Origin of the sequence: Collinsella sp. TF07-1, from assembly GCF_003437235.1 — a bacterium.
In the GTDB taxonomy this organism is placed as follows: domain Bacteria; phylum Actinomycetota; class Coriobacteriia; order Coriobacteriales; family Coriobacteriaceae; genus Collinsella.
In genome coordinates this window covers 140,228-158,090 of record NZ_QSRV01000001.1, presented here as the reverse complement: position 1 = coordinate 158,090, position 17,863 = coordinate 140,228, and the positions used below count along the sequence as shown (strand labels likewise).

Sequence of the window (17,863 nt, the reverse complement as noted above, 5' to 3'; positions counted from 1 at the left end):
TCACCTATTGGGCGTGAAGCAGTCGTCGATAAGCATCGCAGAAGACGCAAAAAGGAACGCGTCCCATCCTCGATATTGAAGCCGCCAGTTTTTCCTTCTTGCGCGCCTTCGGGTCGCGAATCACTGTCGCAGAATATTTCTGCAATTCCTTCCACATCGTTGCCTGAGCCGCCTTGTCCTCCTTGGGAATCTGGGAGAAAACTACGCGACAGATTGCAAAACAGCGCGAGCATGTCGCATCAGAGAGCTGTGGGTACCATTCGGTCATTTTGATGCGCATGCGTCGGGTAATCTCCAGACAGCTCGCCATTTTCTTTGGATTAAAAGTACCTCGCATGATGCTGGTAGGGCGCTGCCGATAAGCATATAGATCGGTCGCCTTCAGTACGGCGACCTTTCCGCACTCGTGAGCGAACCGATAGGCAGTCTCATCATCCTCGTAGTAAAGCCCCTCGGGGAAGTAAACCTTCTCGACAAGATTTCGCGTATAGAGTCGCCAAACAGCGCCGGCCCAACTCTTCTGGTACAGAACCTCTTCCTGGTACTGTTCTTCGCTCAGTAGCTCGTACTCGCTCGCGGCCTCAACGTCCCGCCCCAGCTCAGGTTCCTCCCCGTCAAAGAAGTCGACACCGTGTCTCATGGCCGCCATCTCGGTACCGGTCTGTTTAATGGCTCGATACAACGCCTCGAAGAAAACGGGTGAGATATAGTCATCGCTGTCGATGAACCCGACGTAGTCCCCCTCGCAAGCCTTGACACCCGTGTTGCGAGCAGCGCTGAGCCCGCCATTCTCGCGATGAACGCACTTCACACGGTCGCACGCGGCTGCATATCGATCGCATATCGCCGGACAGTTGTCCGTCGAACCGTCGTCGACCAGAACTAACTCGATGTTAGGGTAAGTCTGCGCCAAGATGCTTTCGACGCACTCCTCGAGGTATCTCTCGACGTTATAGATGGGCACCACGACCGAGATTAAGGGCAGCTTGGTGGAGGCAGCCATATTAGTTTTCAATTATCGTCCCATCTCCGCTAATGCGTTGGCGTAGTAATCCTGCAGCCTAAACGCCTCGGCCCGAGAGTCAAAGCCGGAGGCGATGCACTCATCGGTGCGAGACGTGCGTTCCTTTCCACGGCTGCAGACGACGTTTATCTCTTCGGCCCACTTCTTGGCGCCGTCAGTCAGGGATATAAAGTGCCCTTGGCCGCAGAACGATGCCTCGGTCGTGATCTCACTCGAGAAAAACACTTCAGCACCCGCACACTGGGCCTCAAGACCAACAACAGGAAGTCCCTCATATAGACTCGGCAGCAGGAAACAATCCATCGCCTGGTAAAACCCGACGATGTCCTCCCTGCGACCCAAGTACATCACGCGGTCGGTAAAGCTGTTAGCGTCCATGTAGGTGAGGATCTGCTCCTTGTACTCGCCGTCGCCGATGAGCAGGAACTTTGCCTTAGGATTGAGTTTGCACAGCTCCCCCACGACCTCCATCAGGAACATGGGGTTCTTCTGCGCAGCGAACCTGCCAATGAACCCTGCGAGCAACTCATCGTCCGCAACCCCCAGCTCTGTGCGTGTCCTTGCTCGAAGGACGGGGTCGAAGGAGTTCTTGCGCGAGTCGATGGCAGTTTTGAAAACGCTAACCTTCCCCGCGTCGAAAAGAGCGTCGCCGAACTGCCAGCGGCCGCAGTCCTCGCCGCAGGACATATAATGTGTTGCAAAGAGCTTTGAGAATCTGCGCAAAATAAGCTTGAGTACGGTCTTGGGCTCGCGCTCGTTTGCCATGGACAAACTCTCGGAGATGCGCACCGGGATTCCGCACTTCTTGGCCACGCGCAATGGAAACAGATTCATCGTGCTGTTATAGGCGTGCAGCACATCGAAGTGCTCCCGCTTGAACACGTCGGCCATATCGGACATGTTCTTCGCTATATTCTGGTAAGGGGCGATGATATGGACGCGCCCGCCGCGAGCCTCAATTTCCTCGGTCGGCACGGCGTTGGAGTCGGAGTCGCAGATGAAGTGGACCTCGACCTTCTCCGGGTCGAAGTTGAGAAAATACTGCATGGAAAGCGTCTTCTTGCCGCCAGAATTCATCTTGCCTTCAATGAAGGCCACTTTAATGGGACGTATTTCACCCATTCCTACGCCCTCGCCTTCTTGAGAAAGTACTCTGTGGCGCAGGAAACGACATACTCAAAATCCTCAAGCGACATACCGTAGTACATAGGCAGACGAACCAAACGATCAGAATCGGGAGTAGTGTGTTCATCCTCTCCGCTGAAGCGGCCGAACCTCTCGCCTGCTGGAGCGGAATGCAAGGGAACATAATGGAACACGCACCCCACGCCATGTTCTTTCATGAATGTAATGAAAGAAGTTCGGGCCTCCAGATCGCGCAACTTGATATAAAACATGTGCGCATTATGCTCACAGCCCTTGGGAACGCGCGGAAGCTCCAAAAGGCCTTTTTCCGCAAGGGGTTCAAAGGCGGCGTAATAGGCTCGCCATGTTGCCAGACGATTCTCGTTGATTTCGTCGGCGTGCTGGAGCTGGGCCCACAGATAGGCTGCGTTGAGCTCGGAGGGAAGATAGCTCGAACCGAAGTCGACCCAGTTATACTTTGCGACTTGGCCGCGGAAGAACTGTGCGCGGTTGGTACCCTTCTCACGGATGATCTCCGCGCGATCGCAGTAAGCGGAATTGTTGATAGAGATGGCGCCGCCTTCGCCCATCGAATAGTTCTTCGTCTCATGGAAGCTATAGCAACCAAAGTCACCGATAGTGCCGAGAGCACGTCCCTTATAGGTAGCAATGACAGCCTGCGCCGCATCCTCGACAACTAGAAGGTTGTGGCGCCGGGCGATATCCATGATAGTATCCATCTCGCATGCGACGCCAGCATAGTGTACGGGCACGATAACACGAGTACGTTCAGTGATGGCGGACTCGATTTTCGTCTCGTCGATATTCATGGTGTCAGGACGGATATCAACGAAAACAAGTTTCGCACCTGCAAGAACAAACGCTGTTGCCGTTGAAGTAAATGTAAACGAAGGGAGAATGACCTCATCGCCAGGCTTTAGATCGCAAAGAATTGCAGCCATCTCGAGAGCACTAGTACCGCTCGTGGTCAGCAGAATCTTATTGGAGTTGAAGCGACTCTCAAGCCATTCGTTGCACTTTTTTGTAAACAGGCCATCACCAGCAATCTTGTGGTTGACCTCAACTGCCTGTTGGACAAACTGGATTTCATCCCCTACGCAAGGAGGAATATTGAACGGCACTGTTCTATTGCAAGACATTTATTTCACCTTTCTATAATTAGTGTTTCAAAAATCAACGACCGGTTTTGGAATTGCCGAACATGGCGCCAAAAGTACCTACGAAGCACTTCCAATCCATGCGGAAACAGCGATTGCGTACGTAGCGAAGCTCAATCTGTTGACGCAAGCCGCTTTCAAAGGTCGCAGCATTGCGGTCAGTCGCCTGCCATAGGCCAGTGATGCCCGGGGTGACGCTCAACAGCTCTTCCTTCTCCTCGTCGGAGAAGTGTTGCTCCAACTCTTCACGCGTGATGGGACGCGGGCCGATAACGGATAGGTCACCCTTAAGTACGTTGAGAAACTGCGGCATCTCATCGATAGAACATTTACGGATGAACTGGCCCACCTTGGTAATGCGGGGATCGTTGTCGACCTTGCGCTCGACCTCCCACTGGTTTAATTGCTCAGGGTTTAGGTACTTATGCACATCGTTTGCGTCAGTGACCATGCTGCGGAGCTTAAGCACTCGAATCGCCCGACCGCCCCTGCCCACTCGCTCTTGCGCGTAGATGGGCCGTCCCGGCGATTCTGCGCATATCGCTGCGCATACACCGGCTATAGGAATCGCGAGAAGCGCCGTGCAAAAGGCGCTGAATACTATGTCGAACGTTCTCTTGCATATGCGGTAGAAGAGGGTTCCCGTTGGTTTCCTAGACATGGGCTAACACCCCGCCATTGGAAAAATCTCGGGAAATGCCTCTAGCAGGCACCCCCCGTTATTACTTCAATGACTGTAAGGGCGATGATTTTTAGATCGGTAATCACGCCGCGCTTAGCGATGTACTCCAAATCACGTCGCACCATGCCATCGAAGTCCGTGTCGTTGCGGTCGGTAACCTGCCACCAGCCGGTAATGCCAGGCTTCACTGCCAAGCGCTGCAGGTCGTACTCGGTGTACTGCGCAACCTCATTCGGCAACGGCGGACGGGGTCCGACGACGCTCATCTGCCCCAGGAACACGTTCAGGAACTGAGGAAACTCGTCGATGGAGTGCTTGCGGATGAACCTGCCGATCCTGGTGACGCGGGGGTCCTCCTTCATCTTGAACATGGCCCCGGCAATCTCGTTTTGCTCCTTGAGTTCGGCGAGGCGCTCGTCGGCGTCCTTGTACATGGAGCGGAACTTCCACATGCGGAAGGTTGATAGGCTGCCGTCACGGTGGGTCTGGCCCACGCGGATCTGGCTGTAGAACGGGTTGCCCTCGCTCTCAAGGCGGATGGCCGCGGCGAGCACAAGGCTGGGTACGGCGATGACAGCCAGCACGCAGCCGCTGAACACGATGTCGAACGCGCGCTTAACGGTGCGGTAGGCAAGGCGCGAGCGATCCCAGTCCATAATGGATTGCATGGCCCTGTAGCGGCCGACGCCCTCACGCCGGTCCATGGCCTGAGCAATCAGTGCCGCCCCCGCGGGCGCATCCGTTGTATATTGAGTTTTATCCGACACGTTCTCTTCCAACACTTCGTCCCCGGGTCGGGGATCCTCCCTGTTCTGAGTAGCGACCGTTTGCAGCTAGGCGATCGCCTTTTTAAGGTTGCGCATGACGCGCTGCTCGGCTGAAAGCACGGCGAGGCCAACGCGCGTAGTTACGCGTCGGCCGCACAGGTCGAGCTCCAAATAAGCAGTGCTCTTGCGTCTGTTAATGGTTTTGATAAGGCCTTCGTGACCCAGCAGTGGGCCTGCCGTAACTACGACCTGGTCACCGTCTTTAAGGGCTTCGCTCATGGGCACTATGCGGTCTCCCCTATGCGTAAAGCCGTCAATAAGCTGGACCTCTTCTTTTGCCAGCGGCACAAACTGACCGTCCTGGGATAACACCCGGGCAAAGTCGTCCATGCGTAGCAGATACTGTTGCACGGTGCGGGGATCTGCCGTATCGCAGATAAGATAACCGGGAAAGAGCGGCTTGGTCGTACTGACCCATTCGCCGTGTACTTTGATCTCGGTTTAAAATTGGGGATAAAAGAGCTCCTGCATGGCGCTCGCCGGCACCATACGCTCGATGCGCTCGCGCATTACGTCTTCGCGACCGTTAATGACCTGGATCACATACCACACGAGCACCACCCCCTTGCTGTCTTACGTGTAACTCACGGGGTTTGGGTATGGCTTCGCCAGGGCGCTTGTGCGCGAAGGCGCTCCATATTCAAACCCTGAGCCCAGTTAGACAAGCGCGTGGCTCTGCCCCACCGTGAACGGTATGTATATGTGCAGTTGCTAGAGTCGCGGACGTGTATCGCAAAAATAACCGCGACCCCAGCTGGCTGCGTGCGGCCCAGTCAAGCGGGTATAAAACTGGACCGCACGCAAACAGCTAAAGACTGCTGTGGTGTGCCGTAATAACGTATTGCACTGTCCAATGAAAACTTATAAATAGCCACAAAAACAAGTGCAAAATCGCGCATGTCAATCGATATTGGAGCTCGTGGTGTTTCTGGCACCGCCGTTACGGCCGGATGCTGATCGACCCTGCGCTTTGTGACTTGCTGGAGCCGTGAGCACAGTTGAACCCATGTAACGTTAGATATCCTAGCACAAGCTGTTAGTGAAACTGATTTGGGCTGCGTTGGACAACATATCGTTCATTTGACGTGCTAAAGGGGGTTGTTTTGGGAAGTTGTTCACGTTGGCACAGGTTATTGGGGTGCCGGCGGCGGTTAGGGACGTTCCTGTGACCCACATGGAGCAGCGAGCTGCACTGGTAATTGAGTTTGGCTAACAAACTATGTACAGACATGTGAAATAAATTGTGCAACTTTTTGTTGGTGTGGATTGGGTTTGTTGCGCGAGGTATTTTGGCATGAAAAAAGGCCTTCGGAATTCCGAAGGCCTTTATATTCACGATGGTGGAGACGAGGGGGATCGAACCCCTGACCTCTTGACTGCCAGTCAAGCGCTCTCCCAGCTGAGCTACGCCCCCGTGACGAGGAGATACTATAGGGGAAGTTGGCTCGACGTGCAAGGACTTTTTTGGGTGAGACTTTAAATGCCTATTGAGCCAATTGATATAGGTAAGCGATGGCGGTGCCGGTGTGGACTTGGATCTTGGCCGTACCCCTGACAACGTTGCTGATGCCCGTATCGGCTAACAAGCCCAGCGAGGCGTGATCTAGCTCCCACTCTAGACCGTGTTCGCTTACAACCGTCCCAGGGGCTATGGCGATGATGGAAAACGTTTTGCCTTCGGCGCCCTCAATGGTCCACGATTCGCCTGCGCGAAGGATGCGGGCGACCACCTTGTCCTCGGCAATCCAGGCAGGGGCATCCTCGTAGCCCGCGAGCAGCCCCAATACGGATAAAGCCATGTCGGGGCGGCCGCCCGTAGCGCAAGTCGCGACCACTTCGGCACCCGGCCAGCGACGGCGGACGGCATCGAGCGCCAGAGCCAGATCTGTATAGTCCTTGTAGGGGTCGTGGCGTTCAACTTCAAAGTCGGTGGCGGCATCGACCATCGCACGGCCTGCGTCGCTCACCGTGTCGGCATCCCCCACATAAACGTCGCAGCCCAGACAGGCGCCCAGCAGCGCGTCGAGCCCGCGGTCCACGGCGACAACGTGGTCACACTCCCCTGCTAACTTACGCAACAGATCCGCGCTCGCCACCACGGGCGAGCCGCAGACCACTAATACCTTGCAAGCCACAGCCCTCGCCTATCCCTCAAACGAAAGCACACGGGCCAGATCCAGGTCTTCATAGCTGTCGATAAAGATATCGCAGTTGTCGCGAACCTCGTCGCGCTCCATACGGCCATGCGGGTCATAGATGCCTACACGCTTAAAGCCGGCGGCGCCAGAACTCTTTAGGCCAAAGACGGCGTCCTCAAACACCCATGTGCGCTCAAACTTGTGCCCATGGCGCTCCTCAAGGCGGCGTAGCGCCAGCTCGTATACGTCGGGGAACTGCTTGGAGCGCCCGGCCTCGCCCGTCGTGGTCATCAACTCCATGTAGGCATCGAGGCCCGCACCCGCAAGGGCGGACTGCACCAGCTCGGCCGGCGTGGACGTGGCAACGCACATGGCAATACCGGCCTCCTTCGCCCGCTCCAAAAAAGCCAGGAGCCCCTCGCGCGGCGGCACCTTTGAGTACCCATCGATCAAAATGTCGCTCAGCTCGCGGTACAGCTCCTCGCCATTCGCACCAATGCCCCACGTGTCGTGGTAGGCCTGGCACTCGTCCTCCAGCGACAGGTGCTCAAACTGGGCAAAATCGTCAACGGTCACGTCGACACCGTGGCGGTGCAATAACTCTGGCTGGGCATAGGCCCAAACGGGGGTGCTATTAACCAGCGTGCCGTCGCAATCGAAAATAAAAGCAACCTTGGGAGCGGCGGTATGGGACATAAACGAACCTTTCGATATCAAATGGTAAACATCCTGCTAAAAACGTTTTACCAAACGTCAGCCAAACAATTTTGAAACCCAAATTGGTAAAACTGTCAAGAGTTTTACCACGGCAATTCTGCCAGTGGTATAAACATGTCGCTTACCGATTAAACGCCCCAGCAAATCCGCTTTCGTCCATAAAACTAACGCACAGGTGTTATCGTAGTTTCTGCCGAAAGTTCCACCGAGCACGCGAGGTGGAACGAATCATAGAACTATCGCCGTCCCTTCGATTCGTGCAGCCTTGGACCTTTCGCATCTAGTCACCAAGGCAACATGCTGCCGCGTCATGATGGGATCAAACGTGAGCGATACAAAGCTAAAGCCAGCAACTAAAAAGCCCGCTACCCGTAAAGCCGCCCCGCACGCACCGGAACTCTCCAAGGACGATGTCTACCTGTTTGGCATCGGCACGTGGGAGCGCAGCTGGGAAAAGATGGGCGCGCATCCCGACACGCAGAACCGTACGCGCGGCTGGCGTTTTTGCGTTTGGGCGCCCGATGTAAAGAGCGTGCATGTCATTGGCGAATTTAACGACTGGAATGAAGAAGCCAACCCGCTGGTGCCCGTGCATACGAGCGCTATCTGGGAAGGCTTTATTCCTGGTGCCGAGCAGGGCCAGCTGTATAAATACCTCATCGAGACCAACGAGGGCGAGAAGCTTTACAAGGCCGATCCGTATGCCTTTAAGGCCGAGTGCCCTCCGGGAACGGCGAGCGTGCTGTGGACCCTCGATGGCTACAAGTGGAACGACGCCGCATGGCTCAAGCGCCGCGCCAGCCATAACCACATGTCGCAGCCGCTTAACATCTACGAGGTGCATATTGGCTCGTGGAAGCGCCACGGCGATGCGCCGCAGGGCGAGCCGGACGAGTACGGCAACTACCCCGGTCCCATGGATCCCTTCCCCGCACAGCGCGGCGAGTTCTATACCTACGACGATCTGTCGGTGGAGCTCGTGGACTACGTGCGCGACATGGGCTACACGCATATCGAGGTCATGCCGCTTATGGAGCATCCCTTTGATGGCTCCTGGGGCTACCAGACGACCGGCTACTACGCCGCCACGTCGCGCTACGGCAACCCGCAGCAGCTCATGCACTTTATCGATGCATGCCACGAGGCAGGCATCGGCGTGATCATGGACTGGGTGCCCGGCGGTTTTTGCGCCGACTCCCACGGCCTTGCTACCTTTAACGGCCATATGCTGTTTGAGCACGAGATTCACCCCAACTGGGGCACGCACAAGTTCGACTTCGCCCGTGGCGAGGTCCGCTCCTTCCTTGTTTCCAACGTGCTGTATTGGCTCGAGAACTTCCACGTGGACGGCATTCGCATGGACGGCGTGTCCAGCATGCTGTACCTCAACTTTGGCATCGACGATCCGGGCCAAAAGAAGTTCAATAAGTACGGTACCGAGGAGGACCTGGACGCCAGCGCTTTTATCCGCCAGGTCAACTGCGCCGTGGAGGCCCACTTCCCTGACGTGATGATGATGGCCGAGGAGTCCACCGCGTGGCCGCTCGTGACCTACCCGCCGCAGGACGGCGGTCTGGGCTTCCACAACAAGTGGGACATGGGCTGGATGAACGATACCCTGCACTACATGCAGACCGATTTTCCTTGGCGCCCCGGCAACCACGGGCTGCTCACGTTCTCCATCATGTACGCCTTTACCGAGAACTTTATTTGCCCGCTGAGCCACGATGAGGTCGTGCACGGCAAGTGCTCGCTGATCGGCCGCATGCCGGGCGACTGGTGGCGCCAGTTTGCCGGCCTGCGCACGCTCGCCTTCTACCAGATGACGCACCCCGGCGCCAAGCTCAACTTTATGGGCAACGAGATTGGCCAGTTTATTGAGTGGCGCTACTATGAGTCCATCCAGTGGTTCCTGACCGAGGAGTACGAGACCCACAGTCATCATCAGGCGTTTATCAAGGCGCTCAACCATCTGTACACCGCCGAACCCGCCCTGTACGAGCGCGGCTACACCGACGACGGCTTTACCTGGATTGACGCGGACAACTCTAAACAGTCCATCGTGAGCTTTGTGCGCCAGGGCGAGGACGTCGATGACGACTTGGTGATCCTGATCAACTTTGACCCGGCGAGCTACGAGAGCTTCCGTGTGGGTGTGCCGCGCGAGGGTGACTGGGAGGTCATCTTTGACTCCGACCGTCCCGAATTTGGCGGCAGCGGCTATGCCGGCGAAGAGCCCTACACCTGCTCGAGCGAGCCCTATCCCTGGAACGGGCAGATGGACTCCATCGAGATTAAGGCGCCCGGCCTGGCAGGCGTGGTGCTTAAGCGCCGCGGTCCCAGCAGCTATAAGCCGCCGGTGGTTGAGGAGCCCAAGGCTGCGCCCAAGAAGCGCACGTCCTCGGTAAAGCCTAAGCCTGCGGCCGCCAAGAAGGCTCCGGCTAAGGCGAAGGCAAAGGCTGACGCAAAGCCCGCTGCTAAAGCTACCGCGGCCAAGAAGCCGGCTGCCAAAAAGGCCGCTACCAAGGCCAAGTCTGCTTCTGTTAAGCCGTCTGCCAAGGATGCGTAACAAAGCCGTTACAGCTGTAATCACCCACCCCACAGGGGCGTAGGATACAAGCCATAACCGTTCCGGGAGAAACATCCCCGGGGGAAAGGGACGTATGAATAAGATCTTCGACAACAAGCAGGAGTTTACCGAGCTCTATCGCGATGCCGTCATGAGCATCAGCGGCAAGAGCGTCGAGGCCGCCAGTGACCTCGACCGCTTTAACGCCCTGGCCAAGCTCGTGGCCGAGAAGGCACGCACCGTTGCCACCAAGAGCGACGCCCGCGCGGTGTCCGAGGGCAAGAAACGCGTGTACTACTTCTCGATCGAGTTTTTGATCGGCCGCCTGCTCGACAACTACCTGCTCAACTTTGGCGTGCGCGATATGGTCGCCGAGGCGCTCGACGACATGGGCTTTGACCTGTCCGTCATCGAGAACCAGGAGCCCGATCCGGCTCTGGGCAACGGTGGCCTGGGCCGTCTGGCCGCGTGCTTCCTGGATTCCATGGCAGCCGAGGGCATTGCCGGCTACGGCAACGGCATGCGCTACCGTTACGGCCTGTTTAAGCAGGAGATCGTCAACGGCAGCCAGGTTGAGGCCACCGACGAGTGGCTCACCCACGGCTATCCCTGGGAGGTCCGTCGTCAGGACAAGGCCGTGACCATTAAGTTTGGCGGCCACGTTGAGGGCTTTGAGGAGAACGGCCGCACGTTCTACCGCACGGTGGACACGCAGGACATCCTGGCCGTTCCTTATGACATCCCCGTTGTGGGCTATGCCGGCGAGACCGTCAACAAGCTGCGCGTCTGGGCCGCCGAGCCGGTCGAGGAGCACTTCGATCTGGAGGCCTTCAACCGCGGCGACTACGCCTTGGCCGATGCCGAGCGCGCCGAGGCCGAGGCCATCAGCGCCATCCTCTACCCCAACGATGCCGGCGAGCACGGCCGTCTGCTGCGCCTGAAGCAGGAATACCTGTTTGTCTCGGCCGGTATCTACAGCCTGCTCGACACCTTTGAGAAGGAGCACGGCGCTAACTGGGAGTTGCTGCCGCAGTTTGTGGCCATCCACACCAACGACACGCACCCCGCCATGTGCGGCCCCGAGCTTATGCGTATCCTCATCGACGAGAAGAAGCTCGAGTGGGACGACGCCTGGAATATCGTGACGCAGGTCGTGAGCTACACCAACCACACCATCCTGCCCGAGGCTTTGGAGAAGTGGCCCATCGGCACGTTCTCCAAGCTCCTCCCCCGCGTGTACCAGATCATCGACGAGATCAGCCGCCGCTGGCATGAGTCGTTCGACACCACGCAGGAGGGCTGGCAGGAGCGTCTGTGCCAGACCGCCATCCTGTGGGACGGCGAGATTCGCATGGCCAACCTGTCCGTGATCTGCAGCCACAGCGTCAACGGCGTGGCCAAGATCCACTCCGACATCATCAAAAACATCGTGCTCAAGGACTTCTATGCCCTGACGCCCGAGAAGTTCAACAACAAGACCAACGGCATCTCGCACCGTCGCTTCTTTGCCGAGGCCAACCCCACCTACGCCAAGCTCGTGACCGAGGCCATTGGCGACGGCTGGCTCAAAGACGCCTTTGAGCTGGAGAAGCTCAAGGAATTCCAGAACGACACCGAGTTCCTAAAGGCCGTGGGTGCCTCCAAGCGCGCCAACAAGGAACGCCTGGCCGCCTACGTCAAGGCCGAGACCGGTCTGGTCATTGACCCCAACACCGTCTTCGATGTCCAGGTAAAGCGCTTCCATGCCTACAAGCGCCAGCTCATGAACATTATGAAGGTGATGGACATCTACAACCGTCGCATCGCCGACCCCAACTTCCACGTGACGCCGACGACCTTCATCTTTAGCGGCAAGGCTGCCTCGAGCTACACCTTTGCCAAGGAGACCATCCGCCTCATTAACTCCGTGGCCGACGTCATCAACAACGATGCCCGCGTCAACGAGGTCATGAAGGTCTGCTTTATCCCCAACTTCCGCGTGAGCAACGCCCAGCTCATCTACCCCGCCGCCGAGATCTCGGAGCAGATTTCCACGGCCGGCAAGGAGGCCTCGGGCACGTCCAACATGAAGCTCATGATGAACGGCGCCATTACGCTGGGCACCCTCGACGGCGCCAACATCGAGATCGCCGACCTGGCCGGCCGTGAGAACGAGGCCATCTTTGGCCTGACCGCTCCCGAGGTCGAGCAGCTCTGGGCATCCAACAACTACTTTGCGTGGGATACCCTCAACGGCGACCGCGAGCGTCTGGGCCGCGTGATGGACGAGCTCAAGGACAACACGTTTGCGGGTCTTTCGGGCAACTTCGAGAGCATCTACAACGAGCTCATGAACAACAACGACCCCGACCTGGTCATGGCTGACTTCCGTAGCTACGTGGATGCATGGGAGAACCTCACGGGCAGCTACGGCGACCAGGAGACCTGGAACCGCAAGGCCCTGCTCAACACCGCCTCGAGTGGCTGGTTCTCGTCCGACCGCACCATTCGCGAGTATCGCGACGAGATCTGGCACGCATAAAGCGCGCGAGCTCCCTTTGCCGCACGGCATTACTCGACGGGCGTGACAGTGCGCCGCGCCCGTCGCTAATGGGTTAGGAACATCGATGACAGAAGGAGAAATCGATGAGTAAGAAAGAATGCATCGCGATGCTCCTCGCAGGAGGACAGGGCAGCCGATTGGGGGCACTCACCCAAAAGATCGCCAAGCCGGCGGTTAGCTTTGGTGGCAAGTTCCGCATTATCGACTTTTCGCTGTCCAACTGCTCCAACTCGGGCATCGACACGGTGGGCGTTCTGACGCAGTACCGTCCCTACCTGCTGCATGCCTACGTGGGCTCCGGCGAGGCGTGGGATCTGGACAGCCGCGACGGCGGCGTGTCGATCCTGCCGCCGTACGAGACGCAGACAGGCGGCGCCTGGTATGCGGGCACGGCCGACGCCATTACGCAGAACCTCGACTACATCAAGGCCAACGACCCCAAGTACGTCCTGATTCTTTCGGGCGATCACCTGTATCGCATGGACTACCGCAAGATGCTCAAGACGCACATTGAGAACAACGCCGACCTCACGGTGAGCGTTATGCCCGTTCCGTGGGAGGAGGCCAGCCGCTTTGGCATCCTGACCACCGACCCCGAAGACGGCCGCATCACCAAGTTTACCGAGAAGCCCGAGAAGCCCGATTCGAACCTCGCGTCCATGGGCATCTACATCTTCTCGGCCGACGTGCTGATCGAGGCGCTCGAGGAGGACGCTCTGGACCAGCGCTCGAGCCACGACTTTGGCAAGGACATCATCCCCAAGCTGCTCGGTGAGAACAAGCGCCTGTACAGCTACGAGTTCCACGGCTTCTGGAAGGACGTCGGCACCATCGCCAGCTTCCATGAGACCTCGATGGACCTGCTGGGTAACAACCCCGAGTTCGATCTGTTCGACAAGAACTTCCCCATCATGTCCAACATCACCACGCGTCCGCCGCACTACATTGGCCCGGACGGCCGCCTAGACGACTGCCTGGTCTCCAATGGCTGCAAGATCTACGGCACCGCTCGCCACTCGATCCTTTCGACCGATGTCATTATCGAGGAGCGCGCCGTGGTCGAGGACTCCGTGCTGCTGCCGGGTGCGCACGTTAAGAGCGGCGCGCACATCTGCCGCGCTATTTTGGGCGAGAACTCCACGGTCGAAGAGGGCGTGAAGCTCGGCTCTGTCGATACCACCAAGGATACGGCCGTCGTTGGAAATGACGTCGTTATCGGGAAGGGGGAATGATCCGATGATCAATCGCAAGGCCATCGGTTATATCACCGCTAACTACTCTTCGTCCTACGGCAGTGTCCTGCTCAAGGACCGCCCCATCGCGTCCGTTCCGTTTTTGGGCCGCTACCGCCTGATCGACTTTCCGCTGTCCAACATGATGAATGCCGGCATTAAGACCGTCGGCGTCGTCATGCCGGGCAACTACCGCTCCCTGATCGACCACGTGGGCTCGGGCAAGGACTGGGGCCTGGACCGCAAGAAGGGCGGCCTGTTCATGGTGCCCGGCAACGCGTACGGCACCACCAAGGGCGGCATGCGCTTCCTGCTGCGCGACATCATCTCCAACAAGACGCTGTTCCAGCGCTCGGAGAATCCCTATGTTGTGATGATGGGCACCAACATCATCTTTAACATGGATCTCAACACCATCATCGAGGCGCACGAGAACTCCGGCGCCCAAATGACCGTGGTGTACTGCAAGGCCACGCGCAACGTCGATGACGAGACCAAACTCGAGATTAACGAGAACGGCCGCCTGACGGGCGTGAGCGCCGGCGTCGTGTACGGCGACAACGCCTCCATGGACTGCTGCATCGTCAACCGCGAGACGCTGCTCGAGATCATCGACCACTACCAGGCCGCCGACTATCTGGACCTGCTCGAGGCACTCCAGGGCGACTTTGGCAACATCGACGTGTGCAGCTACGAGTACAAGGGCGAGGTCGTGGGCGTGTTTAGCGAGAAGTCGCTGTATCGCCGCAGCATGGACCTGCTCGACCAGACCGTCGCCGATCAGCTCTTTGACCCCGAGCGCCCGATCCTGACCAAGGCACACGACGTGCCGCCTTCGCGCTATGCGACCGGCAGCCACGCCTGCAACTCGATCATCTCGGCCGGTTGCATCATCAAGGGCACCGTGCGCAATTCGATCCTGTCGCGCGGCGTTGTGGTTGAGGAAGGCGCATCGGTGACCAACTCGATCATCAACCAGAGCTGCATCATCAAGAGCGGCGCACGCGTCGAGAACGCCATCCTGGACAAGAACAACGTGGTTCCCAACAACACCGAGCTTCGCGGCACGCCCGAGAACATCCTGGTGCTGGGCAAGGCTCCGTTAACTTCCGACACCACCATCGTACGTTAACGTTGGCACCGCAACATCGCTCGTAACATGTAGAATAGCCGCCCGGTTAGCGCCTGGCGGCTATTCTCGAATTGAAACATGGGAGACAATATGGCAGATTCCAGCAAAAAGATGCAGATCGTGTTTGCCTCGGCCGAGTGCGCACCGTTTGTTAAGACCGGTGGCCTGGGCGACGTGGCGGGCTCGCTGCCTGCGGCGCTCGTGCGCGCCGGCGCCGAGGTCATCGTGATGGTGCCCAAGTACGCAACCATCAAGGACGAGTACAAGGCGCAGATGGAGCACTTCTCCGACTTTTACGTGAGCCTGGGCTGGCGCAATGAGTACTGCGGACTCGAGAAGCTCGAGCACGACGGCGTCACCTATATGTTCATCGACAACGAGCGCTACTTTGCGCGCGACTATCCGTACGGCTTCTTTGACGACGGCGAGCGCTTTGCGTTCTTCTCCAAGGCCATCACCGAGAGCCTGCAGCACCTGCCGGCCGGCTTTGAGTGCGACATCCTGCACTGCAACGACTGGCAAACGGCGCTGGCGCCCGTGTTCTTGCGCGAGTTCTACCAGGGCCTGCCGCTGTATGACCGCGTCAAGACCGTGTTCTCGATCCACAACGTGGCGTTCCAGGGCCAGTTTAGCGACACCGTAATGGAGGACATCCTGGGTGTGGCGCATATTCCGGCGGCCGCCTCACAGCTGCGTTGCGACGCCTGCAGCATCAACTACATGCTGGGCGCCCTGCGCTATGCCGACGCCATCACCACAGTGAGCCCCACCTATGCCAATGAGATCCAGACGCCCGAGTTTGGCGAGGGCCTGGACGGCGTTCTGCGCGAGCGTTCGTATGCGCTGCAGGGCATTTTGAATGGCATCGACGTGGCAGGCTTTGACCCGGCGACCGACAAGCGCATTGCCGCCAACTACACGGTTGATGACCGTGGGGGCAAGGCCGTGTGCAAGGCCAAGCTGCAGGAAGAACTGGGGCTCGAGGTTCGCGACGACCGCCCGCTTATGGTCATGGTCACGCGTCTGACGCGCCAGAAGGGCTTGGATCTGGTCATGTACGCGCTCGATCGCATTTTGGCAGGCGGCGTGCAGGTGGCCGTGCTTGGCACTGGCGACCGCGACTACGAGGACGGCCTGCGCTACTTCCAGGACAAGTACCCCGGCACCATGGCCGCGCGCATCGAGTTCGATCCGGCGCTGTCGCAGCGCATGTATGCTGCCGCCGACATGTTCCTGATGCCTTCGAAGTTTGAGCCCTGCGGCCTGTCGCAGATCATTGCCATGCGCTACGGCACCCTGCCTATCGTACGCGAGACCGGTGGTCTGAAGGACACTGTGATTCCGTATAACGAGTTTACCGGCGAGGGCACGGGCTTCTCGTTTAGTAACTTTAACGGCGACGAGATGGGAGACGCCGTATTCCGCGCGGCGCGCCTGTTCTGGGATAACCGCGACGCTTGGAACCAGCTGGTCACGCAGGCCATGAGCCAGGACTTTAGCTGGACGCGTTCGGCCGAAAAGTATCTGGACCTGTACTTCTTTATGCATCCGGAGATTGAGAGGCCGGCGGCTGTTGTCGACGAGCCTGAAGCTGCGGCCGAGCCCGAGCCCATGGCCGAGCCGGTTGTTGAGGCGCCCGCTGCTGTTGAGGAGCCCAAGACTGAGGAGAAGCCGGTTGAGGCCAAATCTGAGGTAAAGGCTGAGGCAGCACCCGAGGCTGAGGCTAAGTCGGCTGCGAAGCCTGCCGCCAAGAAGGCCACAACGCGCAAGACGACGGCCAAGAAGGCTGCGACGACCAAGGCCGCCGCAGCAAAGACGACTGCTGCCAAGGCAACGCCGACGCGCAAGCGCGCGACCGCCGCTGCCAAGAAGGCCGCCGAGGCCGAGGCTGCTCCCGAGGTAAAGGCCGAGACCGCCGAGGCTAAGCCGGCCGCTAAGGCTCCGGCCAAGACCGCTGTCAAGAAGACGACCGCGACCAAGAGCACGGCCGCCAAGAAAGCTACAGCTACGAAGACGACGGCTACCAAGGCCACTGCAACGAAGACTGCCCCCAAGACGGCCGCAAAGCCGGCCGCCAAGGTCGAGGAGGCGCCTGCCGAGTCCAAGGCGAAGGCAACTGTTGAGGCCAAGCCCGCCACCAAGACCACCACGCGCAAGCGCACGACGACAGCCAAGAAGACCACGGCAAAGACCGCAACTCCCAAAGCAGAGACTAAGCCCGCTGCTGCCAAAGAGGAGCCCAAGGCCGAGGTAAAGGCCAGGCCGGCGCCGAAGGCCGCTGAGGTCAAGACCGCTCCGAAGGCTACGGCAAAGACCGAGCCCGCCAAGGAGGCCTCGGTCTCCCCCGCCGCTCCCACTGAGGAAAAGGCTCCTACCAAGAAGACCTCCGTCCGCAAGGCAACGGCCGCCCGCAAGCGCCGCTAATCCTGACGATTAAAACTTAATCCTCACCGCAAAAGAGGGCGCCCCAAGCAGGCGCCCTCTTCTTGGTTGAACTTCGTATTAAAAAGAGGGCCGGTTTACTACGACAAAATGGCTCCGGCCGACCACAACGAGCAATCTACAAAATTGGCAACGCTTCTACCTGCGGTTTTATTATCACCAAATTGACTGTGGTCGAGATCATTCAATTCATCGTAGTAAACCGAAGTACTTTCGTTTGGCTACAAATAGTATCCGTATAGGCGTTTTTGAACA

13 protein-coding genes and 1 tRNA gene are annotated in these 17,863 nt (G+C 58.3%); 5 read left to right on the top strand and 9 right to left on the bottom strand.

The features are described 5' to 3' along the window. Nucleotides 1-4: 4 nt before the first annotated feature. From DXC67_RS00670 to DXC67_RS00630, 9 genes are all read right to left on the bottom strand, one after another. Complete coding sequence (locus tag DXC67_RS00670) at nucleotides 5-1,003, bottom strand: glycosyltransferase family 2 protein (protein WP_147327726.1); 999 nt, start codon at nucleotides 1,001-1,003, stop codon at nucleotides 5-7. A gap of 12 nt (nucleotides 1,004-1,015) precedes the next feature. Further along, complete coding sequence (locus tag DXC67_RS00665) at nucleotides 1,016-2,146, bottom strand: glycosyltransferase (protein ID WP_117636963.1); 1,131 nt, start codon at nucleotides 2,144-2,146, stop codon at nucleotides 1,016-1,018. A gap of 2 nt (nucleotides 2,147-2,148) precedes the next feature. Next, complete coding sequence (gene rffA, locus DXC67_RS00660) at nucleotides 2,149-3,309, bottom strand: dTDP-4-amino-4,6-dideoxygalactose transaminase (protein ID WP_117636962.1); 1,161 nt, start codon at nucleotides 3,307-3,309, stop codon at nucleotides 2,149-2,151. Between the two features lie 34 nt (nucleotides 3,310-3,343). Then, nucleotides 3,344-3,988, bottom strand: a complete 645-nt coding sequence (locus DXC67_RS00655) for a sugar transferase (protein WP_117636961.1) — start codon at nucleotides 3,986-3,988, stop codon at nucleotides 3,344-3,346. A 41-nt stretch (nucleotides 3,989-4,029) separates the two neighbouring features. Next, a complete protein-coding gene (locus tag DXC67_RS00650; protein WP_233503113.1) occupies nucleotides 4,030-4,776 on the bottom strand; it encodes a sugar transferase in 747 nt (248 codons plus the stop codon). Nucleotides 4,777-4,842: 66 nt separating this feature from the next. Further along, nucleotides 4,843-5,187: a KOW motif-containing protein gene (locus DXC67_RS00645; protein ID WP_233503112.1), complete on the bottom strand. Its 345-nt coding sequence runs from the start codon at nucleotides 5,185-5,187 to the stop codon at nucleotides 4,843-4,845. A gap of 987 nt (nucleotides 5,188-6,174) precedes the next feature. Then, nucleotides 6,175-6,250 (bottom strand) — tRNA-Ala (locus tag DXC67_RS00640). Between the two features lie 70 nt (nucleotides 6,251-6,320). Beyond that, a complete protein-coding gene (locus DXC67_RS00635) occupies nucleotides 6,321-6,971 on the bottom strand; it encodes a thiamine diphosphokinase (RefSeq protein WP_117636959.1) in 651 nt (216 codons plus the stop codon). A 9-nt stretch (nucleotides 6,972-6,980) separates the two neighbouring features. Beyond that, the gene (locus DXC67_RS00630) at nucleotides 6,981-7,670 is read right to left on the bottom strand and encodes an HAD family phosphatase (RefSeq protein ID WP_117636958.1); all 690 of its coding nucleotides are present in this window, start codon (nucleotides 7,668-7,670) and stop codon (nucleotides 6,981-6,983) included. 331 nt (nucleotides 7,671-8,001) lie between these two features. On the opposite strand from DXC67_RS00630, the gene glgB reads away from it, so the two are divergent. From glgB to glgA, 5 genes are all read left to right on the top strand, one after another. After that, nucleotides 8,002-10,260: a 1,4-alpha-glucan branching protein GlgB gene (gene glgB, locus DXC67_RS00625; RefSeq protein WP_117636957.1), complete on the top strand. Its 2,259-nt coding sequence runs from the start codon at nucleotides 8,002-8,004 to the stop codon at nucleotides 10,258-10,260. Between the two features lie 94 nt (nucleotides 10,261-10,354). After that, nucleotides 10,355-12,781 (top strand): glycogen/starch/alpha-glucan phosphorylase, encoded by a 2,427-nt coding sequence (locus DXC67_RS00620; protein ID WP_117636956.1) that lies wholly within the window; start codon nucleotides 10,355-10,357, stop codon nucleotides 12,779-12,781. A gap of 104 nt (nucleotides 12,782-12,885) precedes the next feature. Further along, nucleotides 12,886-14,034, top strand: coding sequence for a glucose-1-phosphate adenylyltransferase (locus DXC67_RS00615; protein ID WP_035138263.1), 1,149 nt, complete (start codon nucleotides 12,886-12,888; stop codon nucleotides 14,032-14,034). 4 nt (nucleotides 14,035-14,038) lie between these two features. Next, nucleotides 14,039-15,166 (top strand): glucose-1-phosphate adenylyltransferase subunit GlgD, encoded by a 1,128-nt coding sequence (gene glgD / locus DXC67_RS00610; protein WP_117636955.1) that lies wholly within the window; start codon nucleotides 14,039-14,041, stop codon nucleotides 15,164-15,166. Nucleotides 15,167-15,256: 90 nt separating this feature from the next. Beyond that, the gene (gene glgA / locus DXC67_RS00605) at nucleotides 15,257-17,590 is read left to right on the top strand and encodes a glycogen synthase GlgA (RefSeq protein WP_199410541.1); all 2,334 of its coding nucleotides are present in this window, start codon (nucleotides 15,257-15,259) and stop codon (nucleotides 17,588-17,590) included. The last annotated feature ends 273 nt before the right edge of the window (nucleotides 17,591-17,863 follow it).

Excerpts from the sequence above, each read along its gene's own strand:
- DXC67_RS00670 (WP_147327726.1), bottom strand. The coding sequence starts at position 1,003 with ATGGCTGCCTCCACCAAGCTGCCCTTAATCTCGGTCGTGGTGCCCATC.
- DXC67_RS00665 (WP_117636963.1), bottom strand. The coding sequence starts at position 2,146 with ATGGGTGAAATACGTCCCATTAAAGTGGCCTTCATTGAAGGCAAGATG.
- rffA (WP_117636962.1), bottom strand. The coding sequence starts at position 3,309 with ATGTCTTGCAATAGAACAGTGCCGTTCAATATTCCTCCTTGCGTAGGG.
- DXC67_RS00655 (WP_117636961.1), bottom strand. The coding sequence starts at position 3,988 with ATGTCTAGGAAACCAACGGGAACCCTCTTCTACCGCATATGCAAGAGA.
- DXC67_RS00630 (WP_117636958.1), bottom strand. The coding sequence starts at position 7,670 with ATGTCCCATACCGCCGCTCCCAAGGTTGCTTTTATTTTCGATTGCGAC.
- glgB (WP_117636957.1), top strand. The coding sequence starts at position 8,002 with ATGATGGGATCAAACGTGAGCGATACAAAGCTAAAGCCAGCAACTAAA.
- DXC67_RS00620 (WP_117636956.1), top strand. The coding sequence starts at position 10,355 with ATGAATAAGATCTTCGACAACAAGCAGGAGTTTACCGAGCTCTATCGC.
- DXC67_RS00615 (WP_035138263.1), top strand. The coding sequence starts at position 12,886 with ATGAGTAAGAAAGAATGCATCGCGATGCTCCTCGCAGGAGGACAGGGC.
- glgD (WP_117636955.1), top strand. The coding sequence starts at position 14,039 with ATGATCAATCGCAAGGCCATCGGTTATATCACCGCTAACTACTCTTCG.
- glgA (WP_199410541.1), top strand. The coding sequence starts at position 15,257 with ATGGCAGATTCCAGCAAAAAGATGCAGATCGTGTTTGCCTCGGCCGAG.